Here is a 23,212-nt window from a genome sequence, read left to right as displayed (position 1 = left end):
ACCCTGGGGCAAACCAGTGACTTTCGTGCATGACGGCATCGCGCAGATTAGCGAGCAGCAGCATATGGATTGCGCGCGCGACCTCACCACACTGCTAGCCGCGTTGCGCGCGAGCGCCGCGCAGCGCGATCGCGAAGGCGGTCATGCCGCGCAGCAAAAGCAGTGGATCGCCGACGCGGGCCTGCTGACGCTCGCCGTGCCGCGCGAATTCGGCGGTGCTGGCGCGCGCTGGTCCGCGATTTACGACGTGGTGCGTGAACTGGCGCGCGTCGATAGCGCGCTCGCGCATCTGGTCGGCTTCACCTGTCTGCAGGTGGTCAGCATCGACCTGTGGGGCAATTCACGGCAGCGCGAGAAATATCTGCGCGGCACCGTCGAGCATCGCTGGTGGTGGGGCAATGCGGTGAATCCGCTGGATACGCGCCTCATCGCTACTTCGACGCACGACGGCGGCTACCTGCTCGACGGCCAGAAAGGCTTCTGTTCCGGTACGCGCGGCTCGCAGATGATGACCGTGTCCGCTCAGGATCCATCGACCGGCAAACCCCTGTTCGCGGCGGTGCCGACCACGCGCGAGGGAATCACCGTTCACGACGACTGGGACCCGATCGGCCAGCGGCAGACCGACAGCGGCAGCGTGTCGTTCGCGCGCGTCAGGGTCGAGCCGCACGAGGTGCTCGAACGACCCGACACGCCGCACGCGAGCTTGCGCACACTGATCTCGCAACAGGTGCTGACCAATCTGTTCGTCGGGATCGCACAGGGTGCGCTGGAAGAGGCGCGAGCCTACGTGCACGAACATGGCCGGCCGTGGATCGCGTCCGGCGTCGCCAAAGCGACCGACGACCCCTACCTGATCCAGCGCTTCGGCGAGATGCATATCCAGACGGTCAGCGCCGCGGCGCTGGCCGCGCGCGCCGCGAACGCGCTCGACGAAGCGTGGCAGCAGCGCGCAACGCTCGATGCCGAGAGCCGTGCGCGGGTCGCGCTCGCGACCTCGGAAGCGAAGATCGTCGCGCATCGGGCGGCGCTCGACATCGGCGAAAAACTCTTCGACGCCTGCGGCGCGCGCGCGACTCATGCGCCGCTCGCGCTCGATCGATTCTGGCGCAACGCGCGCGTGCACACGCTGCACGATCCGCTCGACTATCGCGTGCGCGACGTCGGCCGCTACGCGCTTAGCGGGACATTGCCGGAAGTTTCTCTGTACACTTGAGGCCGTTTGCGACGCCCGCCCGAGGCGTCGCGTCGATTCCTCCCGAGAGAGTTCCGGCTTGCTGTTCAAACTACCTACAACCGCCACAGCGCCGTTCTGCCCGGCCGAGGTACAGGGTTCGGTGGCCGTCTCCGCGGGCGCGCCGTTCTGGAAGAAGATCCTGCAATTCGCGGGGCCCGGTCTGCTGGTATCGATCGGCTATATGGACCCGGGCAACTGGGCCACCGCGATCGAAGCCGGTTCGCGCTTCGGCTACAGTCTGCTGTTCGTCGTGCTGCTGTCGAGCCCCGCGGCGATGGCGCTGCAATGCCTGAGCATGCGGCTCGGCATCGCGACCGGGCGCGACCTCGCGCAACTGTCGAGCACGCGCTATGCGCCGGGCGTCGCGCGTGCGCAGTGGCTGCTCGCGGAGCTGTCGATCATCGCCTGCGATCTCGCCGAAGTGCTGGGCGGCGCGCTTGCGTTTCATCTGCTGTTCAACTGCTCGCTGACCACCGGCGTGTTGCTCACCGCGTTCGACACGCTGATCGTGCTCGGCCTGAAGGGCAAGAATTTTCGCGACCTCGAAGCGATCATGCTCGGCCTGATCGCGACGATCGGCGTCGGCTACATCATCGAGCTTGCACTCGTCAGGCCGCATTGGCCGTCGGTCGCGCAGGGGCTGATTCCGTCGTGGCAGGCGTTGAATTCGCGCGAGCCGATGTATCTCGCGATCGGCATTCTCGGCGCCACGGTGATGCCGCATAACCTGTATCTGCACTCGTCGATCGTGCAGACCCGCGCGGTGAAGCGCGATTCGGCCAGCATCCGCTCGGCGATCGGCATGTCGCGTATCGACACGATCGCATCGCTCGTGCTCGCGGCGCTGATCAACATGGCGATCCTGATTCTCGCGGCCGCCGCGTTTCATGCGACGGGCCACGACCAGGTCACGCAGATCGAGGACGCCTACCGGCTGCTAGCGCCGATCGTCGGCACCGGCTTCGCCGCGGTCCTGTTCGCGATCACGCTGCTCGCGTCGGGACAAAGCTCGACGTTCACCGGTACGGTGGCGGGGCAGGTCATCATGGAAGGCTTCCTGAAGATGAAGATTCCGTGCTGGCAGCGGCGCTTCATCACCCGAGCGCTCGCGCTGATTCCGGCGCTGATCGGCGTGCGGATGCTCGGCAATGGCGCGGTCGGCCAACTGCTCGTCGCGAGTCAGGTCGTGCTGAGCCTGCAACTGCCGTTCGCACTTTATCCGCTGATCCGCATGACGAGCGACCGTTCGCTGATGGGCGAATTCGCCAACACGCTGCCGACGCGTCTGCTCGTGTGGACGCTGTTTGTTGTGATTAGTGCCGCGAATCTGTGGCTCGTGGTCCAGACGGTGGGGCTGGTCGGCTGATCTGACCGGCGGCGAGGACTCATTCGGAACGCTGGTTGGCCCGGCGCGCAGGCAAAAAAAATCCGCGCAGTTCAATCACTGCGCGGATCCACGTGAGCTTCGGTTTGAATCGGAATCGGCTTGGCCGCGTCTCGCGACGGGCGGCTCGAACGGTTAGGCGGCCTGCGCGGCCTGCGCCGCACCGAGCGCTGCCCGGCGCGCGGCGGCTGCCTTCTTCGTCTTGCCGGCACGCGACGGCGGCTGGCACGCGCCGCATACGACGTTGTGCTGCAAGTCGTGCTTGTGCGCGACGAACTTGCCGGTGCAGCGGCAGCACCGGGTCAGCTGCAGGATGTCCGCGTCGAAGAAACGCACGAGCGTCCACGCGCGCGTCAGATCGAGCACCGGCTCGGTTTCGCTGTGCTGACAATGTTCGAGATACAACCGATATCCCTTGGTCAGCGCATCGAGATGCGAGCAGCGCGCTTCGTTCTTCAGGAACAGGTACGTGTTGTAGAACAGCGACGCGTGAATGTTCGCGAGCCACGTCATATACCAGTCCGCCGAAAACGGCAGCATGCCCTTGGGCGGCGATACGCCCTTGACCTCGCGATACAGGCGGATCATACGGTCGCGCGACAGCGTCAGCTCGCTCTCGAGCACCTGCATGCGGGCGCCGAGCTCGATCAGTGCGATCGCGCGAAATACTTCCTGTGCATCTTCGGTCAGGCTTCGCTTGAGCATTGCAGTCATCTCGATCAGGCAAATTGCTCGGCGGGCTGGCCTGCGAGCAGGATCGCCGTGTGGGTCGGTGCAACTGCGGCGTGCTTCGTCGTTTGCGTCAACGCCGACAGCATCGCGTGGTCGTTGAAACGGAAGAAGCACAAAAGCTGGTCGGAAGAGGCCAGTTTGACGATTTGCGCGAGCGACAGCCCGGCAAGCAAATCAGCCAGTTCCGACGACAGTCCCAGCCGGAACATTCCGACCGGTTTGTCCTCGCGCAACATGCGTTGCGCGAGCATGATGTAAGACAAATTGATCTCGCGGATTGAATCCAGCGTCTCGCTGCTACGGTCCATTTTCTCTGTTTCCGAAGCCCCGAATTTCTATGTCGGCTTTGCGCCGTTATGTCTTTTCTGCCTCGCCGGAAACGCTGCCTCCGGCTACATGTTGCTACCTGCTACAGACAGCGAACATTTGATACAAGCCGTTACATTTCGTAACAGCTGGGACGAATTGTATGAAGGGTAAAACCAGAAATCAATCCCTTCATAAAAAAATATCTCAAAAAACCACATCATTTTTCGGTAACTTTTTCACGCCGTTGTAATGAATGATGCCAGGTGAATTTTTAGCCTTTCGAGAGTCACCTCTAATCCATGAAAACCCTTGCTGGGTGGGCACCGAGCGTACTTGTTCGCGCCACGCATCCGCCACCGCGCGGCGCTCGGTAAATTCGTTTTGAATTGGAAAGGAAATAGAAGCGATGGAATAGACGGTAATAAATACTCGTCTTGCGCCTCGGGGGAGGGACGGATGAGGGGTGTAACGGCAAGATGCGCCCCCAGTTACAACTGCGCAAACTAGGGCGGGATTTGTAACGGCTTGGTGCGGGTCGGCAGGCGGACGGGCGGATTCGTTCGGCCCCGAGACCGAAAAGCCGTCGCAAACGTGTGCCGCTTACATTGCCGACGAGCACGACGGGGAGCCAGAGCCGTGCAGGATGCCTGACAGATATGTTGCTGCAATGGGCGCCGATATTTACAACCTTGCCGAGGCACCGGAATCGGCCTCAGGGGGGCGCTGTCAATGCTTCCGGGGCGCTATGCGAGGAATCTCGCCATCAGATCCTCGTCATGGAATTCGCCGTCGACGTCCAACGCGCCGACTTCGCATCCATATTTGCGAAAGCCGAGCGATTCATACAGCTTGCGCGCCGCGTCGTTGCGGCTACCCACCGTCAGTTGCACCTGCCGCAAGCCGTCGACGCGTGCGGCGCGCGTCAACAGCTCGCTGAGCAACGCACGCCCGACCCCACGACCAGCCGCTTCCTGTGCAACATACATGCCGACGACGTTCGCCTTGTGCCGTTCCTTGTGGGCCTGGTTGCGCAGCAGACCGACGACGCCGATCAGCGGAGCATCCGCCGATGCATACGCGCCGAGCAGGAACGAGCCTTCCGCCTCCGAGCCCAGCAACGTCGCGTCATGCTGCGCGGCGCCTTTCGCGAGCGCTTCGTCGTAGCTTTGTCCGAACGAAGCGGGGTGCGCCTTCAGCCCGCGCAGACGAAACTGGAAATAGGCGTCCCGATCGGTGGGTCCGAGTTGGCGTATGAGCAGGGTGTCGGCGTTGACGGACATATCACTTGTTCGTGGTGAGTCGGGACCGGGCCCGCGGGGGACTAGCCGCGCTGGCGTTCGGCAAACTCGCGCAGCGCGGCCGCAGTTTGCTGATCCGCCGGAAAGAACGCCTCGATAGCGAGTTCCGACAGCGTAACGTCAACCGGCGTGCCGAACACCGTGGTAGTGCTGAAAAACGACAGCACGCCAAGCGGCGTGCGCAGCCGCAATGGCACGGCGATCTGGTTGAGGACTGCATCGTCCGGCATCGACGCGTCTGCATCAGGCGGCGCGGGATAGCCGGCCAACTCGTCGCGCAGGTCGCTCAGCGTGTCGTCGCCGCTGACGTCGATCTGCCGTTGCAGCCGGGCCAGCACATGCTCGCGCCATGCATGCCAGTTGACGATCGACGCCGCGATGCCTTGCGGATGCAGGCTCAGTCGCAGCGCGTTGACCGGCGGCTTCAGCAGTTCGGGACTCGCGCCGCTCAACAACGGCGCAAGCGCATTGTTGGTCGCGAGGATGGTCCAATGCCGGTCGATCGCGAGGGCCGGGTAGGGCTCGTGTCCCTTGAGCACCAGTTCGACGGCTTCGCGCGCGGCGGAGAGCTGCGGGTCGGAGAGCGGACGTTCGCGAAACAGCGGCGCGTAGCCGGCCGCGACGAGCAGGGCATTGCGCGCGCGCAATGGCACGTCGAGACGCTCGGCGAGATGCATGACCATTTCCCGGCTCGGTAGCGCGCGCCCCGATTCGACAAAGCTCAGATGGCGCGTCGAAATGTCGGCCTCCGTGGCGAGCAGCAGCTGACTCTTGCGCCGCCGTTGCCGCCATTCGCGGAGAAGTTCGCCGACCGCCCGAGTGCCTCTCGACGGGGATGACGGAGCCGTTTGTGCGATAGAGAGTGTGTTCATGCCACCGATGATAGCCAAAGCGTGCAAGCAATCGATTACCTGAGAGGTAATGCCCCGCCAATTTCAACCAACGCGACGCGCGGCCGATACCGTCGATTCACACCAACGATTGCGCCGGCCTCGGCCGCCACACGCGAACTCGCGCGACACCGTGGCAGCGCCGCGCCCGGCTCAGGCAGCGGCAATGCGCAGCGGCACGGCGGTGAATTTGACGCCGATCGCACTCGCCAGCTTGAGGACCGTGTCCATGCGTGGCTTGGAGCCGGGCGCGAGTGTCTTGTACAGGCTTTCGCGGCCCAGGCCGGCTGCCGCGGCGATCTTCGTGATGCCGCGTGCTTTGGCGATGTCCGCAATGGCGGCGAGCAGGAGATCGGAGTCGCCCTGGTCGAGCGCGGCGTTCAGATAGGCCGCGACCATTTCGTCGTTGTCGAGGTACTTCGATGCGTCGAAGCGTGCGGTTTTGATCTTGCTCATGACCGTTCCTTTCTGATGGTTGCCCACATTGTTCCGGCATGCCTGATATCGGCCTGCTGCGTGGACTTGTTACCCCCGCACAGCAGCAGATACATCATGCGCCCCTCGCGCGCGTAGTAGACCCTGTAACCCGGGCCGCAATCGATGCGCATCTCGAACACGCCGTTTTCCAGCAACTTCGCGTCGCCGAAAAGCCCGCGCTCCGCGCGCCGGATTCGCACGAGAATTTGCGCCTTCGCCTTGAGGTCGGTGAGGCCGTGAAGCCAACGATCGAACTCCTCGGTGCAGTTGATCGTGTACACGCGCGGTGTTTCGATCTGCGGATGATTGTATCCCCGAGGATACGGTCGTGCAAGCGAAAAAAGTGTTTCGATAAAGCGGTCCAAACCGTCCTCCTGTTCATTGCATTGCCCGCCTCGCGATGTCATCGGCAGGCTTCGTGAGGTTAGCGATGCGAAGGTTTCTTGACGACTCGGCCGAATGGCCTATTTGGCGTGAAGGACAGTGAAAGACGCTGCATCCGCTTGATTACCTCTCACGTAATCGACGCAATGCACGCGAACCGTCAATCTTCACTCCGAGCCCGCCGCATGCGATGCGTATGACGCGCGAAGTGCTCAGTCCTGCCAATCGAGGAGTTTGAGATGAATGCACATACCGATCTGATCGACCGTTATTTCGATACCTGGAACGAAACCGATGGCGCGCGTCGTCGCGAGTTGATCGCGGCCACGTGGAGCGCCGACGCCGACTATCGCGACCCGCTGCTGGCGGGGGCGGGCCACGATGGCATCGACGCGATGATCCGCGCTGTGCACGAGCGTTTTCCGCATCACACGTTTCGCCGCACGACCGACGTCGACGGCTTCGCGAATCGTCTGCGCTTCTCGTGGGCACTGACGACGCCCGCCGGCGAGGCGATCGTGAAGGGCTCGGACTTCGGCGTGGTGGACGCGCATGGACGCTTGCAAGCGGTCACCGGATTCCTCGACGAAACCCCCGGCGCCGCCTGAGGCGCTTTTCACGGAGACGATCATGCGCGACCCCGCCGCCGCCAGGCCCGCACAAGTCCATCTCGCGTTGCTGCGCGTCGCGGCCGCGTTCGATGCGGTATCGAGCGCGATCGCCAGTTTTGCGCTGCTCGGCGGCGCGCGGGCGTTCATGTTCATCGCACTGTTCGGTTGGCGCGAGCCGGTGCTCGGCGGCGCGGGGCTCGTGCTGCTCGCCGTGGTCGGATGGCTGCGCTGGCAATGCGGTGCGAGCGCAGCGCCGCAAGATCCGCGACGCGCTTGCTACAATCGATCGTCGTGCGGATGATTGCGTGACACGCACGACCTCACCGCCGCGGCATGTTCCCAACCGAACGACCAGGAGACCCCGTGCTGAAAAATCTGGACCCGCTGCTGAACGCCGATATCCTGCACGCGCTGCGCTCAATGGGCCACGGCGACGAGCTCGTGATCTGCGACGCCAACTTCCCGGCCGACGCGGTCGCGCGCGAGACCGTGCTCGGCAGGCCGCTGCGCCTCGACGGCGTCAGTTCGCCGCGCGCGATCCGCGCGGTGCTGTCGGTGCTGCCGCTCGACACCTTCATCGAGCATCCCGCCTCGCGCATGGAAGTGGTGGGCGAGCCGCACGCGATTCCCGCGGTGCAGCGCGAAGCGCAAGCCGAAGTCAATGCGGGAGAGGGGCGCGAGGTGCCCTTCGTGTCGATCGAGCGCTTCGCGTTTTACGAGCGTGCGCGCCGCGCATACTGCGTGATCGCGACAGGCGAAGAGCGCGGCTATGGTTGCTTCGTGTTCACGAAGGGCGTGTTGCTCGCGCCGGACGCACCGCACGCACAACCATGAGCTTCCAGCTAGTCAGTCTCGATCATCTCGTTCTGAACGTCGCGGACGTCGAAGCGAGCGCGGCTTGGTACGCGCGGATGCTCGGCATGCGACGCACCGAGTTCATGTCGCGCAGCGGCATGCGCGTGGCGATGACCTACGGCAACCAGAAGATCAACCTGCGTCCCGCGTCGGCCGATACCGTCGTCTGGTTCACGTCGCGCGAGGCGGTGCCGGGCACGGCGGACCTCTGCTTCGTGACCACCGCGAGCCCGGACGAAGTCAAGGCGCACTGGCTCGCGCAAGGCGTAGCGATCGAGGCGGGGCCGGTGGAGCGCGACGGCGCGCGCGGCAAGATGACCTCGGTGTATTGCCGCGACCCGGACGGCAACCTGATCGAGGTCGCCACCTATCCACCAGCCTGAGCGGGCTTGGAAATCGTCGCCATTGCACATATGCTCAGGGGCGAGGCGGGGAACTGAGCCCGTCTATTCGGGTCTGCTGCTTATTCATTACAGGAGTCCCCCCATGTCGCGTCCCGTCGATTTCGGCATTATTTTCATCGCCCGTCTTGCGCTTTCCGTGCTGTTCCTGTGGAGCGGGGTGATGAAGCTGCTGGGCTATGCGGGCTTCGTCGGCTACCTGCATTCGAAGGGCGTGCCGTTCGTGCAGATCGCCGCGCCGATCGCAACCGCGGTCGAGGTGCTCGGCGGCCTGCTGCTCGTGGTCGGCTTCAAGGTGCGACCGCTCGCGCTGATCATGGCGGTGTATACGGTCGCGACGGCGGTGCTCGGCCACGACTTCTGGAATATCACCGACCCTGCGTTGCAGCACGACATGGTGATTCATTTCTGGAAGAACATCGGAATCGCGGGCGGTTTTCTGCTGCTGTTCGTCACCGGCGCGGGGCGTCTGAGCATCGACAACGCGCGCGCGCCGCGCAGCGGACTCGGCGGCCTGTAGGGCGCGGCCCGCATCCTGCTACCAGCAGGGTTTCCGGTCGGCGCCAATCAAGGGAGCAGATGATGATTCAGAACTTCGAGCAAATGATCGGCGGCAAGATGACACAACTGTGCGCGAGTCTCGGCGAAGGGGCGACGCCGCATCGCGTGATCATCAGCCTCGCCGATTCTGCGAAGACGCTGGTGGTTCTCGATGCGTCCGGATTCATCGGCACGCTGAAGGCGGAGATCGAGGACCCGGAGAAACTGGTCGCCGATGCGATCGTCAAGGCGCGCGACGAAGGCCTGATCGAGCGCGCAATCGATACCGGCACGATTCAGGAGGCGTCGCTGTAGGCGCCTGCGTTACACACGCCGTTTACTTACTCGCGGCTCTCGCCCCGCGCCCAGACGATGCCGTCGCGTGCGGCTCAGGATGCACGAAACACGCAAGCACGAGACCCAGCACCAGCAATCCCACCGAAATGGCCGTCGCCGCCTGCATCCCCGGCACGATCTGGGTCGCGGCGGCGCCGCCCGCGAGCGCACCGAACGCCGCCACGCCCACTGCGCCGCCGGCCTGGCGCGCCGTGTTCAATACCGCCGACGCCGTGCCCGCGCGCCGCGCTTCGGTCGATGCGAGCACCGCCGTGGTCATCGCGGGCACCGCGAGTCCCATGCCCGACGGAATCAGCAAAAACGGCAGCAGCAGGCCAATCAGCGGCGTGTCGGCATCGACCAGATGCAGCACGCCGTAGCCGAGACCGGCCGTGATCGCACCGAGGATCATCGGCACGCGCACCCCGAGGCGGCCGATCACCCAGCCGCTCGCGACGTTCGAGATCAGGAAGCCGCCCGTCAGCGGCAGGAACGCGAGGCCCGCCTGCAGCGGCGTGTAGCCGCGCACACGCTGCAGGTAGAGGCTCAGCACGAACACCATGCCGTAATACGTCAGGTTCACGCAGATGCCGAACAGCACCGCGGCGCTGAACGTGCGCGTGCCGAACAGCGACAGCGGCAGCATCGGGCTCGCGACACGCGCTTCGACGAACACGAACGCGACCGCCGCCAGCAGCGCCAGCACGAAGCCGCCGGCGACCAGCGGATGCGCAAGCCCGAGCGGCCGCCATTCAATCACCGCGGCGACGAACGCGGTCAGCGCGACGATCGCGAGACACTGGCCGCCGAGATCGATGCCGCGCGGTATCGCGCCGATGTTGCCGCGAGCGGCGGCGGGCGTGCCGCGCTGCGCGGTTTGCGGATGCGGAATCCACAGCAGCGTCGCCAGCAGGCCCGCCGCGCAGATCGGCAGATTGACGAGAAAGATGCTGCGCCAGCCGAACGCGGCGATCAGCAGACCGCCGGCCACCGGCCCGGCCGCGATCGAAATCGCGCCGGACGCGGTCCACAGGCCGACCGCGCGCGCCCGCAGCTTCGGTTCGTGGCCGAACGACTGATTGAGCAGCGCGAGCGAATTCGGCAGCATCGCGGCCGCGCCGATGCCTTGCACCGCGCGTGCGGCGACCAGCATCGGGGCGTCGAGCGCGAGCCCGCAGGCCAGCGACGCGAGCGCGAACAGCACGATTCCGCACGCATACATGCGCCGCGCGCCGAAGCGGTCGCCGAGCGCGCCGGCCGAGAGCATCAGCACGGCGAACGCGAGCGTGTACGCATCGACGACCCATTGCAGTCCCGCGACGTTCGCGTGCAGATCCGCGCCGATTCGTGGCAGCGCGATATTGACGATGGTCACGTCGAGTTGCGTGACCACGAAGCCGACGCTGACGGTCGCGAGAACGCGGCCGAGGGCGGGCGAAAAGGAGGGTGTGGATGAGTTCATGACTGCATCGTATGCCCGATGCAGCGTGCCACGTTTCGGTGTGGCGTGAAGTATGGATGTCGCCCGTGCGAGCGACGGCGCGTCGAAGGCCGCGCCGTCGCGGAGCGCCTCGTCGACGCGCTGGATGCGGATCGACGAAGCGGGCTCCGGCGTCGGCTCAACGCCCCTGCGGCGCGTCCTTGATGAACAGCGTGGTCAGCGCGCCCAGCACGCAGATCGCCGCGACATACAGCGGCGCGGCCAGCGGGTTCGACTTCATCATCAGCGACACGGCGATCGGCGTCAGACCGCCGAACACCGCGTACGCGACGTTGTACGAGAACGAAATGCCCGAGAAGCGCACCACCGGCGGGAATCCGCGGACCATCACGAGCGGAATCGCGCCGATCACGCCGACGAACAGCCCGGCCAGTGCATACAGCGGTACGAGCAGGGACGTGTCGACGGCCAACTGGCGAAACATCACGTAGTACGTGATTGCAAGCGCAACGCCGCCGACGAAAATCGTGCGACCCGCGCCAATCCGTCCGGCGATCGAGCCCGCCATCACGCAGCCGATCGTCAGGCACAGCGTCGCGACACAGTTCGCGAGCAGGGCGGTGGCCGGCTCGATGTGGAATTGCTTTTGCAGCAGCGTCGGCGTCATCAGGATCACGACGACGATCGCCGCCGACAGCATCCACGTGAGCAGCATCGACACGATCACCGCGCGGCCGTGATCGCGCAGTACGGCCTTCAGCGGCACTTCCGCGGCGATCGCCTTGCGCTGCTTCAGCTCGGCGAATACCGGCGTCTCGTGCAGCCAGCGGCGCAGATACACCGAGAACATGCCGAACACGCCGCCGATGAGGAACGGAATGCGCCAAGCAAACTCGGAAATTTCGGCCGGCGTGAAATGGCGATTGACCGCCGACGCGATCAGCGAGCCGAGCAGAATGCCGGCCGTGAGGCCGGCCGTCAGCGTGCCGCACGCATAGCCGACGTGCCGCCCGGGCACATGCTCGGACACGAACACCCATGCGCCCGGCACTTCGCCGCCGACCGCCGCGCCCTGCATCACGCGGAACAGCAGCAGCAGCACCGGCGCGAGCACGCCGATGCTCGCGTAGGTAGGCATCAGGCCCATCAGCAGCGTCGGCACCGACATCAGCAGCACGCTCAGCGTGAACATGCGCTTGCGGCCGAACAGGTCGCCGAAGTGCGCCATGATGATGCCGCCGAGCGGCCGCGCCAGATAACCGGCCGCGAAAATGCCGAAGGTCTGCACTTGACGCAGCCAGTCCGGCATCGCCGCCGGGAAGAACAGCTGGCCGATCGCCGGCGCGAAGAAAACGAAGATGATGAAGTCGTAGAACTCGAGCGCTCCGCCGAGCGCGGCGAGACCGAGTGTCTTGTAATCGCTGTGCCCAAGCGGGCGTGGGGTGACAGCCTGTGCTCCACCCAGATTTGTTGCTTGCATTGCCATGTCTTTCGTTGAATTGGAAGCCACGCGGGTCACGCGTGGACATATGGCGGTCGTCGGGCGAGAAGTGTGGCAAGCGCTGGGTAGAGCACGGAACACGGGCGCGCCGTCCGGATAGGGCGGGCGCGCTGACGACTGAGGCCGGCGCGGATTTTACAGGATGAAAGGGGAAGTGCCGCGGAAGCGCCCAATTGAGCGAAGAAAGCGCGGAAATTAGGAATGCTCCGAAGGGAGGGATCGGGGTGCGTCCCGGAGAATGACCCGCTAGTCCTTATCGAGAGTCCATTCCATGCGCGTAGCTGTCCTTCAGCGTGACCCGGTCATGCGTCGGTCCATTGAATCAATGCTGGTGAGAGCCGGCCATTTCTGCGCGGCGTATGACGACGGCCGCGCGATGTCGAAATCGCTCGTGCACTCCACGATGGATCTGCTGGTGCTCGACTGGCAGGATACGCGGCCCGCCGGCGCGGACCTGTTGCGCTCGATGCGCGTCGTGGCAGGCGAGCACGTGCCGATCATGTTCGTGTCGAACGACAGATCGGAGGAAAGCATGGTGCGCGCGCTCGCTGGCGGTGCCGACGAATACCTCGCGTTGCCGTTGCGGGACGCCGAGTTTCGCGCGCGAGTCGCGGCGCTGCTGCGGCGCGCTTACCCGGAGAGCTTCAGCGCCGCGACCTGCTTCGAGATCGGCCCTTACCGTTTCGACACGGTCCGCCGGGCCGTCGCGCTGCGCGGCAAGCCGGTGCCGTTGTCACCCACGCAGTACCGGATCGCGGTGCTGCTCTTTTCCAACATCGGTCGCGTGATGTCGCGCGACCATATCTTCGCGACGGTGTGGGGCCGCGAGCTGCGCGAATACACGCGGACCATCGACAGTCACGTGTCGCGGCTGCGTCTGTCGCTCGCGATCGAGCCGCGTAATGGTTTCCGGCTGCAGCCTGTATACAGGAGCGGCTACCGGTTGCTGCGGGTCGGCGACCATGTGCTCGGGGGTGAAGATTTGCAGTCGGCCGGGTATATGCTGAAATCCGCGTTGTAGGCCGTTGGGCTGGCCAGTGGCGTTCGGTGACGTGTCCGGAGTGATGTTTGTCGACGCTGATACCGAATAGCGGGACGTTTCGCGCGCCGCGCGCGCGGCGGATCACGCATCGTCCCGGTATGCCGAAATCGTCTCAATCCGCGCGCACGCGCACCAAGACCCACCCGCCCGCGATTCCTACCATGGGCGACATGAAAACCCTCAACATCATCGACTCGCACACCGGCGGTGAGCCTACCCGCCTCGTGGTGTCGGGTGGCCCGGACCTGGGCGGCGGCACGCTCGCGCAACGGCTCGACGTTTTCCGCACCCGCTTTGACGACTGGCGCGCCGGCATCGTCACCGAACCGCGCGGCTCGGACGTGGTGGTTGGCGCGCTGCTCTGCGAGCCCGACGATCCGGGCTGCGCGGCCGGCGTGATCTTCTTCAACAACGTCGGCTATCTCGGCATGTGCGGGCACGGCACGATCGGGCTCGTCGTGTCGCTCGCGCACATGGGGCGGATCGGGCCGGGACGGCACCGCATCGAAACGCCGGTCGGCGTGGTCGAGGCGGCGCTGAACCAAGACGGCGCCGTCGCAGTGCGCAACGTGCCCGCGTATCGCCACCGCAAGGCCGTGCAGGTCGACGTGCCTGGCTATGGCGTGCTGACCGGCGACATCGGCTGGGGCGGCAACTGGTTTTTCCTCGTCGCCGAGCATGGCCACGAGCTCGAAGCCGCGAACATCGCGAGCCTGACGGCGTTCAGCTCGACGATTCGCGACGCGCTGATCGCACAGAACATCACCGGCGCGAACGGCGCGCTGATCGACCATATCGAGCTGTTCGGACCGGGCTCGCGCAAGGGCCTCGACAGCCGCAGTTTCGTGCTGTGTCCAGGCAATGCGTACGACCGCTCGCCGTGTGGCACCGGCACGAGCGCGAAGGTCGCGTGTCTCGCGGCCGACGGCAAGCTCGCCGAAGGCGCGGTGTGGCGCCAGGAGAGCATCATCGGCAGCGTGTTCGAGGCGAGCTATCGCGCCGCGGGCGACGGCGTCCATGTGATTCCAACCATCACCGGTCACGCGCACGTGATGGCCGAGGGGCGTCTGTGTTTCGATGAGCGCGATCCGTTCGCGTGGGGTATCCGGACCGCATGAGCCCGGACGCGCTGATCATCGGAGCGGGTATCGTCGGTGCCGCGTGCGCGGCGGAACTGGCCGCGCTCGGCATGCGCGTCGACGTGCTCGACGCGCAGCGCATCGGCGGCGGCGCGACGGCGGCCGGCATGGGCCACATCGTCGTGATGAACGACTCGCCCGCCGAATTCGCACTGAGCCGCTATTCGCGCGAGCTGTGGCTCGAACTCGCGCCGCAGCTGCGCGCGCGTGACGCGTTCGCGCGCTGCGGCACACTGTGGGTCGCAGCCGACGACGAAGAATGGCAAGCCGCGCGCGCAATGCATGCGGCGTTTGGAAGCCAAGGCGTTGCCGCGCAACTGGTGGACTCGGCCGGGTTGCGCGCCTGCGAACCGGCGCTCGCACCATCGATGGCCGGCGGCTTGCGCATCGAGCACGACAGCATCGTGTATGCGCCGACCACTGCCGAATGGCTGCTCACCCAATCGCCGCACGCGGGGAATATCAGCGTGCGGCTCGGTGCGCGGGTCATGTCGATCGATGCGGGCGGTGTGACGCTGGCGAGCGGCGAGTGCATCAGCGCGGCGCACGTGGTCGTCGCGAACGGCCTCGGCGCGGCGCAATTGCTGCCGTCGCTGCCGATGCAGCCGAAGAAAGGCCATCTGCTCATCACCGACCGCTACCCGGAGCTGATCCGTCATCAACTGCTGGAGCTCGGCTACATCAAGAGCGCACATCACGCGACCGGCACGTCGGTCGCGTTCAACGCGCAGCCGCGTCCGACCGGGCAATTGCTGATCGGCTCGTCGCGCCAATTCGAAACGACCGATCCCGCCGTCGAGATGCCCGTGCTCGCGCAGATGCTGCAACGCGCAGCGCTGTATCTGCCGGCGTTGCCGACGCTCAGCGGCATCCGCGCGTGGACGGGGTTTCGTGCGGCGTCGCCGGACGGCCTGCCGCTGATCGGACCGGCCGGCGAGTTTGCGCCCGAAGTTGGCTCTGGTTCCACGTCCCGCATATGGCTTGCGGTCGGTCACGAAGGGCTTGGCGTAACGACCTCGCTCGCGACCGCGAAACTGCTCGCCGCGCAGATCGCGGCCCACGCCGCGCCGATTCCGTTCGAACCTTATCTGCCAGTCCGTTTTGCTGAACAGGTGGCCCATGACTGACCCTGACGCGGCTAGCATCCGATTGACGGTCGACGGTTGCAGCATCGAAGTGAAACCCGGCACGATCGTGGCCGCGGCGCTCGCTATTGCGGGCATCCGCGGCTCGCGTCTGTCGGTCAAAGGCGAGCCGCGCGCCGCGCTGTGCGGGATGGGCGTGTGCCAGGAGTGCCGCGTGACGATCGACGGTCGCGCGCATGCGCTCGCGTGCCAGACGCTGTGCCGCGACGGCCAGCGCGTGCAGACACGAAACGGGACAGTACACGCATGACGCGGCACTTCGACATCGTGGTGATCGGCGGTGGTCCGGCCGGGCTCAATGCCGCGCGAGCGGCGGCGCAGGCAGGCGCGACGGTCGCGCAGATCGATGACAACCCGCGCGCCGGCGGCCAGATCTGGCGCCAGGGGCCCGGCTATCCGCCGCAAGCGCCGCTGCATGCGTTGCTCGCGGCGTTGCTATCGCAGCGAAACTTCACTTACTGGCCAGCGACGCGCGTGATCGCGCCGCTCGGCGCTCAAGCTTTGCTGCTCGAATCCGCCGAACAAGGCGGCGTGTCGATCACCTACGACAGGCTGATTCTTGCGACCGGCGCGCGCGAGCGTCTTCTGCCATTTCCCGGCTGGACCTTGCCGGGCGTGACCGGCGCGGGCGCATTGCAGGCGCTGATCAAAGGCGGCATGCCGGTGCGCGGCGAACGCATCGTAATCGCCGGCAGCGGCCCGCTGCTGATGGCGGCGCTCGCCGCCACGCGAGAGGCCGGCGCGCATGTGATCGCGGTGGTCGAGCAGGCATCGGCGGCGAAGGTCGCGCGGTTCGGCGTGTCGCTGCTGCGCGAGCCTGCGAAGCTGCGTCAGGCGATCAGTCTCACGCGCGGCTTCGCGGGACTGCGCTACTGGAGCGGCAGCATCGTGCGCGAAGCCCGCGGCGCCGAGCGCGTTGAGCAGGTGACGATCCGGCGCGGCGAGCGCGACGTGACGCTCGATTGCGAGCGCGTCGCGTGCGGCTACGGACTGCTGCCGAACGTCACGCTTGCCCAGGCGCTCGGCTGCGCGATCAACGACGCGGGCGAAATCGCCGTCGACGCTGGGCAGCGCACCTCGCTCGAACGCGTTTATGCGGCGGGCGAGTGCACGGGCGTGGGCGGCGCGGAACTCGCTTGCGCGGAAGGCGAGATCGCCGGTCTCGTGGCGAGCGGCGCGGTGGCTACCCAACGCGCCGCACTGGCGGCACTCGTTACGCAGCGCGCGCGCTGGCGGGGCTTTGGCGCGCGCGTCGCGGCGTCGTTCGCATTGGGCGAGGCGGCTCGCACGGCGCCTGCCGATGCGACGCTGCTGTGCCGTTGCGAGGACGTGAGCGTCGGCGAGGTGCGCCGCTGCGCCGACTGGCGTGACGCGAAGCTGCAGACGCGCTGCGGCATGGGCCCTTGCCAGGGGCGCGTCTGCGGCGCGGCCGCGAGCCTGTACTTCGGCTGGCCGGCCGCCGCGCCGCGTCCGCCATTCAGCCCGGCGCAAATTGGCACGCTGATGAGCGCCGCCGAGCCGCCGACAGCGGCGCTGTGACGGCTCCGCGCTTACCCTCGACAGATATTGGCAGGCGGCGCGCCGCTCTATAATCGATCGCTATCGACTGCACGAGCAGGCTGCGCGGCCTCACCGGCGCAGTCATCCGCGAACGCACCTAACGCAATCAACCAGGCACGCATCAACGGAACCGCACGATGAACACGCTGGCTCATCCGCTCGAACCGGGCGATACGACGCTGTCCGGCATGCTGTCGCATTTCAGGTTGCTCGAGCCGGTATTCGATGCAATGCCGGATGTCGTGTTCTTCGTGAAGGACGCGGACGCGCGCTACGCGCTCGTCAACCGCACGCTCGCTTCGCGTTGCGGCTTCAAGGAAAAGGCGGCGCTGCTCGGCAAGACCGCGGAAGACGTGTTTCCGCGCCGCTTCGGGCGCATCTATACCGCGCAGGACAAGGCGATCATCGGCGTCGGCAACCAGATGCTCGATCAGCTCGAATTGCATCTGTATCCGGGCCGTCAACCGGGCTGGTGCCTGACCTGCAAACAGCCGTTGCGCGATGCGAGCGGCAAGGTGGTCGGCCTTGCCGGCATCTCCCGCGATCTGAAAGCCGACGAAAGCAGCCACCCGGCCTACAGCCGGCTTGCGGCCGTCGTGCGGTCGATCCAGGAGAATTACGTGCAGCCGCTGAACCTGAAGCAGCTTGCGGCGATGGCGGACATGTCGGTCGCGCAGCTGGAGCGCTACTTTCACAAGGTGTTTCATCTGACGCCGCGCCAGGTGCTCCTGAAAACGCGACTCGATGCGGCGACCGCGCTGCTGGTTTCGCATGACAAGGTCACCGACGTTGCCGCGCGTTGCGGCTACACCGATCACAGTGCGTTCACGCGGCAATTCAAGGCGACCGTCGGCGTCACACCGACCGAATACCGGATGTTGCTGCACGGCACGCTGCGCGGCTGAGCGGCGTCGGGCGTGTCATGGCCGGTCGCGGACATCACTATTACGTGTACGTCGTCGCGCTCGACGACAAGGTGTGGAGCGAGGCGCGCTTTCGTCGCGCGAATCCCGATTACCGTTTCGACAAGCCGTGCGTGTACGTCGGCATGACCGGGCTCGACCCGGACCTGCGCTTCGATCGGCACAAGGCAGGCGTTCAGGCGAATCGATATGTGCGCGACTACGGCTTGCGTCTGATGCCCGAACTGTACGAAGTGTTCAACCCGATGCCTTACCGCGGCGCGCAGGATATGGAAGTGGAACTGGCGATCGGGTTGCGCGAGGCGGGGTATGGGGTGTGGCAGGCTTGAGAGGCTTGAATGAAAAAGGCCGCGGAAACGTCGATCGTCGCCGCGGCCATCAGATCGTTACGATGGTCGTGCTTTACTTCACTCCAAGCCCCCGCAACACCGCATTACCCTCGGACGTCAGGCGGATATGCTGCGTGCCCGCGTCGTTCGAAACGGTCTCGACGAGACCTGCTTCGTAAAGCTGCGGAATTTCGGGTTTTGCGGATGCATCGATCGGTGCGTGCAACAGCAGCAGCAGCGTCGCGAGTTCGTGATGGCTCAACAGACGGCGCAGGATAGTGGGCCGCTTGGCCGGCGTTTCGTTGGTATTCGGTTCGGGCTGGTTCATTATGGAGCGCACCTCGTGCGGGGACATGTCCGGGGATGTTGCGGACGAAGTCTTAAACGATTCTTAAGACTCCATTGTCCTGTAACACCGTGACATGAACGTTGCAATGGGTCAGATTCCGGCCCCCGCAACTTCGCCTTTATGCGCCACCAAGCCTTATGGCGCGCAGGTCTTGGCTGCCGATTCGATCCACAGATTGCTTACATGACGCTTGCCCGCATAGAAACGGTAAGTTGTCGCGCCGTTGTCGCTGCGTACCTTGATGATGTTCGAGTCGCCGAAATCGAGCATCTGGCCTTGCGGGATGCCGGTCGACTTGAACGCGGCGTTGTGGTGATTGGCCAACTGCGTCAGACAGGCGACCACGTCGTCGACGGAACGCTGCGTCGTCGTGTCCGTGACGGGTTCGCCGGAATCGGGGTCTTTCTGGAAATACGCGCAAGCGTTGAGAAGCAGCGAAAGGGACAGGACTGCAGCGAACTTCTTCATATCTCTCCTGGCGTTGATTCGGCGATTCGGCCGCGGGTCCACGCGTCGCGCGGGCTGGACCCCAAAACAGCCGCCATTATATCGAGACGGCGAACTGACCGATCGAGCGCGCAAATCGCGTGCCTGAAACACCAAATCCTGTATCGTCGCGGCGACTTGCCAATGACGAAGCCGCCGCCGTGCCTGGGGTGTCTGCCTGCCCGTTACTTGCGGCGCTGTGCCTGAGCCGCGAGCCGCACCGCCGCATTGGCCGCGCCGTAGCCGTCATAACCACCGCGCCGCTCGACGATTTCGAGGAAGAAGCGCTGGTCGAGTTGCTCCGTATAAGCGTGGAAGAACTCGCCGCCGCGTTCGTCGCGGTCGTACAGGATATTGTTCGCGCGCATCGCTTCGAGCAGCGTGTCGGACAGCGCGTAGCGGGCCGCGAGGTCGTCGTAGTAATTGCGCGGAATGCGCAGGATCGGCACGCCGTCGGCGACGAATTCGGAGATCGCGCTGAAGATGTCGCCGGTACTGAAAGCGACGTGGTTCAGTCCTGAGCCGTGATACGTGTGCAGCGCCTCGGCCACCGCCGTGTGGCGATCCACCGATGCATTCAGCGCGATCCGCACCGAGCCGTCGGCGCTGCGCAGCGCGCGGCTGCGCACGAGGCCGTACGGATCGGGCACGAGCACCCCCGGCTCGGCCTGGAAGCCGAACGCGGTGCGCAAAAACAGCACCCACGTGTCGAGCGCACTCGCCGGCACGGACAGGCACACGTGATCGATGCGCTCGAGCGGTCCCACCTCGGTCGGCCCGTTGATGTCAGTCAGCACGAAATCGGCCTCGAACAGCGTGGGCTGATCCGGCGTTTCGTCGACGAAATAGTTGAGGCTGCCGTCCGGTGCCTGCACGGCTGGCAGCACGCGCTCGTTCGGCCCGATCTGGCCGGAGAACGGCGAGTAGCCAAAGCCGGCGGCGCGCTCGAACGCCTGGCTCGCGTCGTCGACGCGAAACGCCGATGCGCACAGCGACAAGCCATGCTGCTGAAAGAACGCGTTCGCGAACGAATCGGGCTCCGCGTTCAGCACGATCGATGCCGCGCCGTGCTGATACAGCGTCACGTCCTTCGAACGATGCTGGCCGGCCTGGCGAAAGCGCAGCTTGCCGAGCCAGTCGGCGAGTTGCGCGCGGGTGGTGTGATCGACCGCGAATTCGAGGAACTGATAGCCGACGTGCGCGGGTGCGGCGGGCGAGCGGTACAGGTCGCCCGTCGTTTTCTGCGGCTGCTGCTGCTCTTCGAGCAGCGCACGAGTTTGCTCTTCGAGGAACAGCAGCGAGCGATGGCCATCGGCGGCCGTAATCGTGGTGGGGGCGGCGCGAAAGCCGTCGTTGAAGATTTCCAGCGAGAGCGGGCCCTTGTAGCCGGCTTTGACGACCTGCGCGGTGAAGTTCGCGAGGTCGAAGTCGCCCTGGCCGGGGAAGCAGCGGTAGTGGCGGCTCCATTCGAGCACGTCCATCGCGAGCTTCGGCGCGTCCGCGATCTGCACGAACGCGATGCGCTCGCCGGGAATGTCGGCGATCGCGTCGGGCGTGTCGTTCAGCGAAAGCGTATGAAAGCTGTCGAGCACGAGCCCGAGGCTCGGATGGTTCACGGCGTCGACGAGCTTCCACGCGTGGCGATAGGTCTTCACGTGCTTGCCCCAAGCGAGCGCCTCGTAACCGGCGATCACGCCGGCCGCTTCGGCCGCGCGCGCCAGCGCGCCCAACTGGTCGATCATCAATGAGTCGTCGCAGATCGTCTCGGGCGACACGTTGCTGCACACGAGAATGCGGTCCGTGCCCAACTCGTGCATCACGTCGAACTTGCGCTTCGCGCGGTCGAGATTGCGCTCGAGCCGCTCGGGACTGACGCCGTCGAAATCGCGAAACGGCTGGAACAGCATGATCTTCAGGCCGAGGTCGTCGGCGATGCGGCGCACGTCGGCCGGCGAGCCGTCGAAATACAGCAGGTCGTTCTCGAAGATTTCGACACCTTCGAAGCCTGCCGCGCGGATCGCGCTCAGCTTCTCGACGAGGGTGCCGCTAATCGACACGGTGGCTATCGAACGTTGCATGAACGGCTCCTGCAAAGACGGACAAACGAAGGGGAAACAAGGAGACAAACCACTGCGGCGCGCCTATGGAGGCTGCCTACCGGGCTTGCTGCAATGCGCAAAATGAGCTACTTCGTTACGCACTGTAGCAAGACGCGGACCAGAATGCCCCACACTAGCTGGGAGTTTCGATAGTCTATACAAACTAACTAGATGGTACAAATTCGTAGAAACCCCGAATGACGGTGACGGCCGATGAGCGCACACTTCGCCATGCGTCGAAGAACCGTCGCGAGTGCCGCGGTTCGAGTCGCGCTTTATTTTGTGGGAGTCGTTGTCATGAGCTTTGCCTCCGTACTGGTCCTGAACGGACCGAACCTCAATCTGCTGGGCACGCGCGAGCCGGCCATCTATGGCTCGGAAACGCTCGACGACGTCGCGAAGCTGTGCCGCGACGCGGGCGAGCGCCTCGATCTCGCGATCGACTTCTGCCAGTCGAACGCCGAGCATCAACTGATCGACTGGCTGCACGCGGCGCGCACCAAGGTCGACGGCATCGTGATCAATCCGGCCGCGTACACGCACACGTCGGTCGCGATCGCCGACGCGCTGACGGCGATCGAAAAGCCCGTCGTCGAGGTGCATATTTCGAATGTGCATCGGCGCGAAGCGTTCCGGCATCACTCGTACGTGTCGGCGGTGGCGGACGCGATCATCGTCGGCTGCGGCACGCAGGGCTATGTGCTCGCGCTGGAACGGATGGCGACGATTCTTAAGAATAGGGCGGCCAAATGAACACTCAAGCGAACACTCAAGCGAACACTCAGGAAAATCCCCGGTCCGACGCGCAGATCACCGCGTTGGCCAATGCGCAGGCGAGTTTGCGGGCCACGCCCCAGTCCTTTCTGGTCGGACTGATCGGCTCGGGCATCAGCGGTTCGCTCACGCCCGCAATGCACGAGGAAGAGGGCAGCAAACTTGGTCTGCATTACGTGTACCGACGCATCGATCTGGATGCGCAGAAGCTCGATACCGCCGCACTGCCGGAGCTGCTGACCGCGGCCGAACGGATGGGTTACAACGGCCTGAACATCACCTATCCGTGCAAGCAGGCGGTGATTCCGCTGCTCGATGAACTGTCCGACGACGCCCGCGCGCTCGGCGCGGTCAACACCGTGCTGTTCAAGGACGGCAAGCGTATCGGTCACAACACCGACTGGTCCGGTTTCGCGCGCGCGTTTCAACGCGGCCTGCCGGACGTGTCGCTGGAACGCGTCGTGCAACTGGGCGCGGGCGGCGCCGGCGCGGCGGTCGCGCACGCGGCGCTGAACATGGGCGCGCAGTCGCTGACGCTGTTCGACGTCGATGCCGGCCGCGCGCAATCGCTCGCCGACGAATTGCAGGCGCGTTTCCCGAAAGCCAAGGTCAGCGCGGGCACCTCGCTCGAAGAATCGCTCGCCGCCGCCCAAGGGCTGATTCACGCGACGCCGACCGGCATGGCTAAAATGCCCGGCCTGCCGCTGCCGGCCGAATTGCTGCACCGCGACCTGTGGGTTGCCGACATCGTCTATTTCCCGATTCGCACGGCGCTGCTGCAGGCAGCCGAGGCGCTCGGCTGCCGCACGCTGAGCGGCGGCGGCATGGCGGTCTACCAGGCGGTCGACGCGATGCGCATTTTTACGGGGCTCGAGCCGGACGCCGAGCGCGTCTACACCCATTTTCAATCGCTGTTGCAACGCTAACCGGCGGCGTAGAGACCGGCATCCAAGCTGATCGAGGAGACCAG

Annotated in this window: 28 protein-coding genes; 17 read left to right on the top strand and 11 right to left on the bottom strand. The window is 65.3% G+C overall.

The features are described from left to right. Window positions 1–64 precede the first annotated feature (64 nt). Window positions 65–1,216 carry an acyl-CoA dehydrogenase family protein gene (locus AB3X94_RS24615; RefSeq protein ID WP_368613030.1) on the top strand — a complete coding sequence of 384 codons (1,152 nt, stop codon included), beginning with the start codon at window positions 65–67 and terminating at the stop codon, window positions 1,214–1,216. 58 nt (window positions 1,217–1,274) lie between these two features. After that, window positions 1,275–2,603: an Nramp family divalent metal transporter gene (locus AB3X94_RS24610; RefSeq protein ID WP_368612987.1), complete on the top strand. Its 1,329-nt coding sequence runs from the start codon at window positions 1,275–1,277 to the stop codon at window positions 2,601–2,603. A 153-nt stretch (window positions 2,604–2,756) separates the two neighbouring features. On the opposite strand, the gene flhC is transcribed toward AB3X94_RS24610, so the two are convergent. The 6 genes from flhC to AB3X94_RS24580 form a co-directional block, all read right to left on the bottom strand. Next, window positions 2,757–3,326 carry a flagellar transcriptional regulator FlhC gene (gene flhC, locus AB3X94_RS24605; RefSeq protein WP_368612986.1) on the bottom strand — a complete coding sequence of 190 codons (570 nt, stop codon included), beginning with the start codon at window positions 3,324–3,326 and terminating at the stop codon, window positions 2,757–2,759. Window positions 3,327–3,340: 14 nt separating this feature from the next. Beyond that, on the bottom strand, window positions 3,341–3,661 hold the full coding sequence (gene flhD, locus AB3X94_RS24600) for a flagellar transcriptional regulator FlhD (protein ID WP_018434215.1): 321 nt from the start codon (window positions 3,659–3,661) through the stop codon (window positions 3,341–3,343). A gap of 744 nt (window positions 3,662–4,405) precedes the next feature. Continuing rightward, a complete protein-coding gene (locus AB3X94_RS24595; protein WP_176106549.1) occupies window positions 4,406–4,942 on the bottom strand; it encodes a GNAT family N-acetyltransferase in 537 nt (178 codons plus the stop codon). 41 nt (window positions 4,943–4,983) lie between these two features. Then, the gene (locus AB3X94_RS24590) at window positions 4,984–5,832 is read right to left on the bottom strand and encodes a helix-turn-helix domain-containing protein (RefSeq protein ID WP_368612985.1); all 849 of its coding nucleotides are present in this window, start codon (window positions 5,830–5,832) and stop codon (window positions 4,984–4,986) included. Between the two features lie 171 nt (window positions 5,833–6,003). After that, the gene (locus tag AB3X94_RS24585) at window positions 6,004–6,306 is read right to left on the bottom strand and encodes an addiction module antidote protein (protein ID WP_176106547.1); all 303 of its coding nucleotides are present in this window, start codon (window positions 6,304–6,306) and stop codon (window positions 6,004–6,006) included. Next, window positions 6,303–6,608 (bottom strand): type II toxin-antitoxin system RelE/ParE family toxin, encoded by a 306-nt coding sequence (locus tag AB3X94_RS24580; RefSeq protein ID WP_176110457.1) that lies wholly within the window; start codon window positions 6,606–6,608, stop codon window positions 6,303–6,305. The genes AB3X94_RS24585 and AB3X94_RS24580 overlap by 4 nt, the downstream gene beginning before the upstream one ends. Before the next feature lie 342 nt (window positions 6,609–6,950). Here AB3X94_RS24580 and AB3X94_RS24575 point away from each other — a divergent pair, with 342 nt between their 5' ends. From AB3X94_RS24575 to AB3X94_RS24550, 6 genes are all read left to right on the top strand, one after another. Continuing rightward, window positions 6,951–7,319, top strand: coding sequence for a nuclear transport factor 2 family protein (locus AB3X94_RS24575; protein ID WP_176379337.1), 369 nt, complete (start codon window positions 6,951–6,953; stop codon window positions 7,317–7,319). Between the two features lie 22 nt (window positions 7,320–7,341). Next, window positions 7,342–7,623 (top strand): hypothetical protein, encoded by a 282-nt coding sequence (locus tag AB3X94_RS24570; RefSeq protein WP_368612984.1) that lies wholly within the window; start codon window positions 7,342–7,344, stop codon window positions 7,621–7,623. Window positions 7,624–7,685: 62 nt separating this feature from the next. Then, window positions 7,686–8,156, top strand: a complete 471-nt coding sequence (locus AB3X94_RS24565; RefSeq protein WP_176106544.1) for an RbsD/FucU domain-containing protein — start codon at window positions 7,686–7,688, stop codon at window positions 8,154–8,156. Continuing rightward, window positions 8,153–8,560 carry a VOC family protein gene (locus tag AB3X94_RS24560; RefSeq protein ID WP_368612983.1) on the top strand — a complete coding sequence of 136 codons (408 nt, stop codon included), beginning with the start codon at window positions 8,153–8,155 and terminating at the stop codon, window positions 8,558–8,560. Before AB3X94_RS24565 ends, AB3X94_RS24560 begins: the two co-directional genes overlap by 4 nt. Before the next feature lie 103 nt (window positions 8,561–8,663). Beyond that, window positions 8,664–9,098, top strand: coding sequence for a DoxX family protein (locus AB3X94_RS24555; RefSeq protein WP_018434221.1), 435 nt, complete (start codon window positions 8,664–8,666; stop codon window positions 9,096–9,098). 62 nt (window positions 9,099–9,160) lie between these two features. Beyond that, complete coding sequence (locus AB3X94_RS24550) at window positions 9,161–9,433, top strand: hypothetical protein (RefSeq protein ID WP_176106542.1); 273 nt, start codon at window positions 9,161–9,163, stop codon at window positions 9,431–9,433. A gap of 22 nt (window positions 9,434–9,455) precedes the next feature. Here AB3X94_RS24550 and AB3X94_RS24545 read toward each other — a convergent pair whose 3' ends face one another. Together AB3X94_RS24545 and AB3X94_RS24540 are read right to left on the bottom strand one after the other, a co-directional pair. Beyond that, a complete protein-coding gene (locus AB3X94_RS24545) occupies window positions 9,456–10,916 on the bottom strand; it encodes an MFS transporter (RefSeq protein ID WP_368612982.1) in 1,461 nt (486 codons plus the stop codon). A 157-nt stretch (window positions 10,917–11,073) separates the two neighbouring features. After that, window positions 11,074–12,375 carry an MFS transporter gene (locus AB3X94_RS24540; protein ID WP_368612981.1) on the bottom strand — a complete coding sequence of 434 codons (1,302 nt, stop codon included), beginning with the start codon at window positions 12,373–12,375 and terminating at the stop codon, window positions 11,074–11,076. Between the two features lie 292 nt (window positions 12,376–12,667). On the opposite strand from AB3X94_RS24540, the gene AB3X94_RS24535 reads away from it, so the two are divergent. From AB3X94_RS24535 to AB3X94_RS24505, 7 genes are all read left to right on the top strand, one after another. Next, window positions 12,668–13,417 (top strand): response regulator transcription factor, encoded by a 750-nt coding sequence (locus tag AB3X94_RS24535; protein ID WP_368612980.1) that lies wholly within the window; start codon window positions 12,668–12,670, stop codon window positions 13,415–13,417. Window positions 13,418–13,599: 182 nt separating this feature from the next. Continuing rightward, window positions 13,600–14,556: a 4-hydroxyproline epimerase gene (locus AB3X94_RS24530; protein ID WP_368613029.1), complete on the top strand. Its 957-nt coding sequence runs from the start codon at window positions 13,600–13,602 to the stop codon at window positions 14,554–14,556. After that, the gene (locus AB3X94_RS24525; RefSeq protein ID WP_368612979.1) at window positions 14,553–15,704 is read left to right on the top strand and encodes an NAD(P)/FAD-dependent oxidoreductase; all 1,152 of its coding nucleotides are present in this window, start codon (window positions 14,553–14,555) and stop codon (window positions 15,702–15,704) included. The genes AB3X94_RS24530 and AB3X94_RS24525 overlap by 4 nt, the downstream gene beginning before the upstream one ends. Continuing rightward, complete coding sequence (locus tag AB3X94_RS24520) at window positions 15,697–15,972, top strand: (2Fe-2S)-binding protein (protein ID WP_368612978.1); 276 nt, start codon at window positions 15,697–15,699, stop codon at window positions 15,970–15,972. Before AB3X94_RS24525 ends, AB3X94_RS24520 begins: the two co-directional genes overlap by 8 nt. Continuing rightward, window positions 15,969–17,261 (top strand): FAD-dependent oxidoreductase, encoded by a 1,293-nt coding sequence (locus tag AB3X94_RS24515; RefSeq protein WP_368612977.1) that lies wholly within the window; start codon window positions 15,969–15,971, stop codon window positions 17,259–17,261. Before AB3X94_RS24520 ends, AB3X94_RS24515 begins: the two co-directional genes overlap by 4 nt. 158 nt (window positions 17,262–17,419) lie before the next feature. Further along, window positions 17,420–18,187 carry an AraC family transcriptional regulator gene (locus AB3X94_RS24510; protein WP_176106535.1) on the top strand — a complete coding sequence of 256 codons (768 nt, stop codon included), beginning with the start codon at window positions 17,420–17,422 and terminating at the stop codon, window positions 18,185–18,187. 17 nt (window positions 18,188–18,204) lie between these two features. Next, on the top strand, window positions 18,205–18,534 hold the full coding sequence (locus tag AB3X94_RS24505; RefSeq protein WP_176106534.1) for a hypothetical protein: 330 nt from the start codon (window positions 18,205–18,207) through the stop codon (window positions 18,532–18,534). Window positions 18,535–18,607: 73 nt separating this feature from the next. Here the strand turns inward: AB3X94_RS24505 and AB3X94_RS24500 are convergent, their stop codons facing one another. The 3 genes from AB3X94_RS24500 to AB3X94_RS24490 all read right to left on the bottom strand — a co-directional run bounded on the left by AB3X94_RS24500 (window position 18,608) and on the right by AB3X94_RS24490 (window position 21,447). Then, window positions 18,608–18,862: a hypothetical protein gene (locus tag AB3X94_RS24500; RefSeq protein WP_176106533.1), complete on the bottom strand. Its 255-nt coding sequence runs from the start codon at window positions 18,860–18,862 to the stop codon at window positions 18,608–18,610. Window positions 18,863–19,018: 156 nt separating this feature from the next. Then, a complete protein-coding gene (locus AB3X94_RS24495; RefSeq protein ID WP_176106532.1) occupies window positions 19,019–19,351 on the bottom strand; it encodes a hypothetical protein in 333 nt (110 codons plus the stop codon). A 203-nt stretch (window positions 19,352–19,554) separates the two neighbouring features. Next, window positions 19,555–21,447, bottom strand: a complete 1,893-nt coding sequence (locus AB3X94_RS24490) for a bifunctional sugar phosphate isomerase/epimerase/4-hydroxyphenylpyruvate dioxygenase family protein (RefSeq protein ID WP_368612976.1) — start codon at window positions 21,445–21,447, stop codon at window positions 19,555–19,557. Window positions 21,448–21,765: 318 nt separating this feature from the next. Between AB3X94_RS24490 and aroQ the strand changes: the two genes are divergently transcribed. Together aroQ and AB3X94_RS24480 are read left to right on the top strand one after the other, a co-directional pair. After that, window positions 21,766–22,221 (top strand): type II 3-dehydroquinate dehydratase, encoded by a 456-nt coding sequence (gene aroQ / locus AB3X94_RS24485; protein ID WP_176106530.1) that lies wholly within the window; start codon window positions 21,766–21,768, stop codon window positions 22,219–22,221. Beyond that, a complete protein-coding gene (locus AB3X94_RS24480; RefSeq protein ID WP_176106529.1) occupies window positions 22,218–23,168 on the top strand; it encodes a shikimate dehydrogenase in 951 nt (316 codons plus the stop codon). Before aroQ ends, AB3X94_RS24480 begins: the two co-directional genes overlap by 4 nt. The last annotated feature ends 44 nt before the right edge of the window (window positions 23,169–23,212 follow it).

The organism is Paraburkholderia sp. BR10923 (assembly GCF_040948765.1).
In the GTDB taxonomy this organism is placed as follows: Bacteria; Pseudomonadota; Gammaproteobacteria; order Burkholderiales; family Burkholderiaceae; genus Paraburkholderia; species Paraburkholderia youngii.
This window is presented reverse-complemented; position numbering and strand designations above follow the sequence as displayed.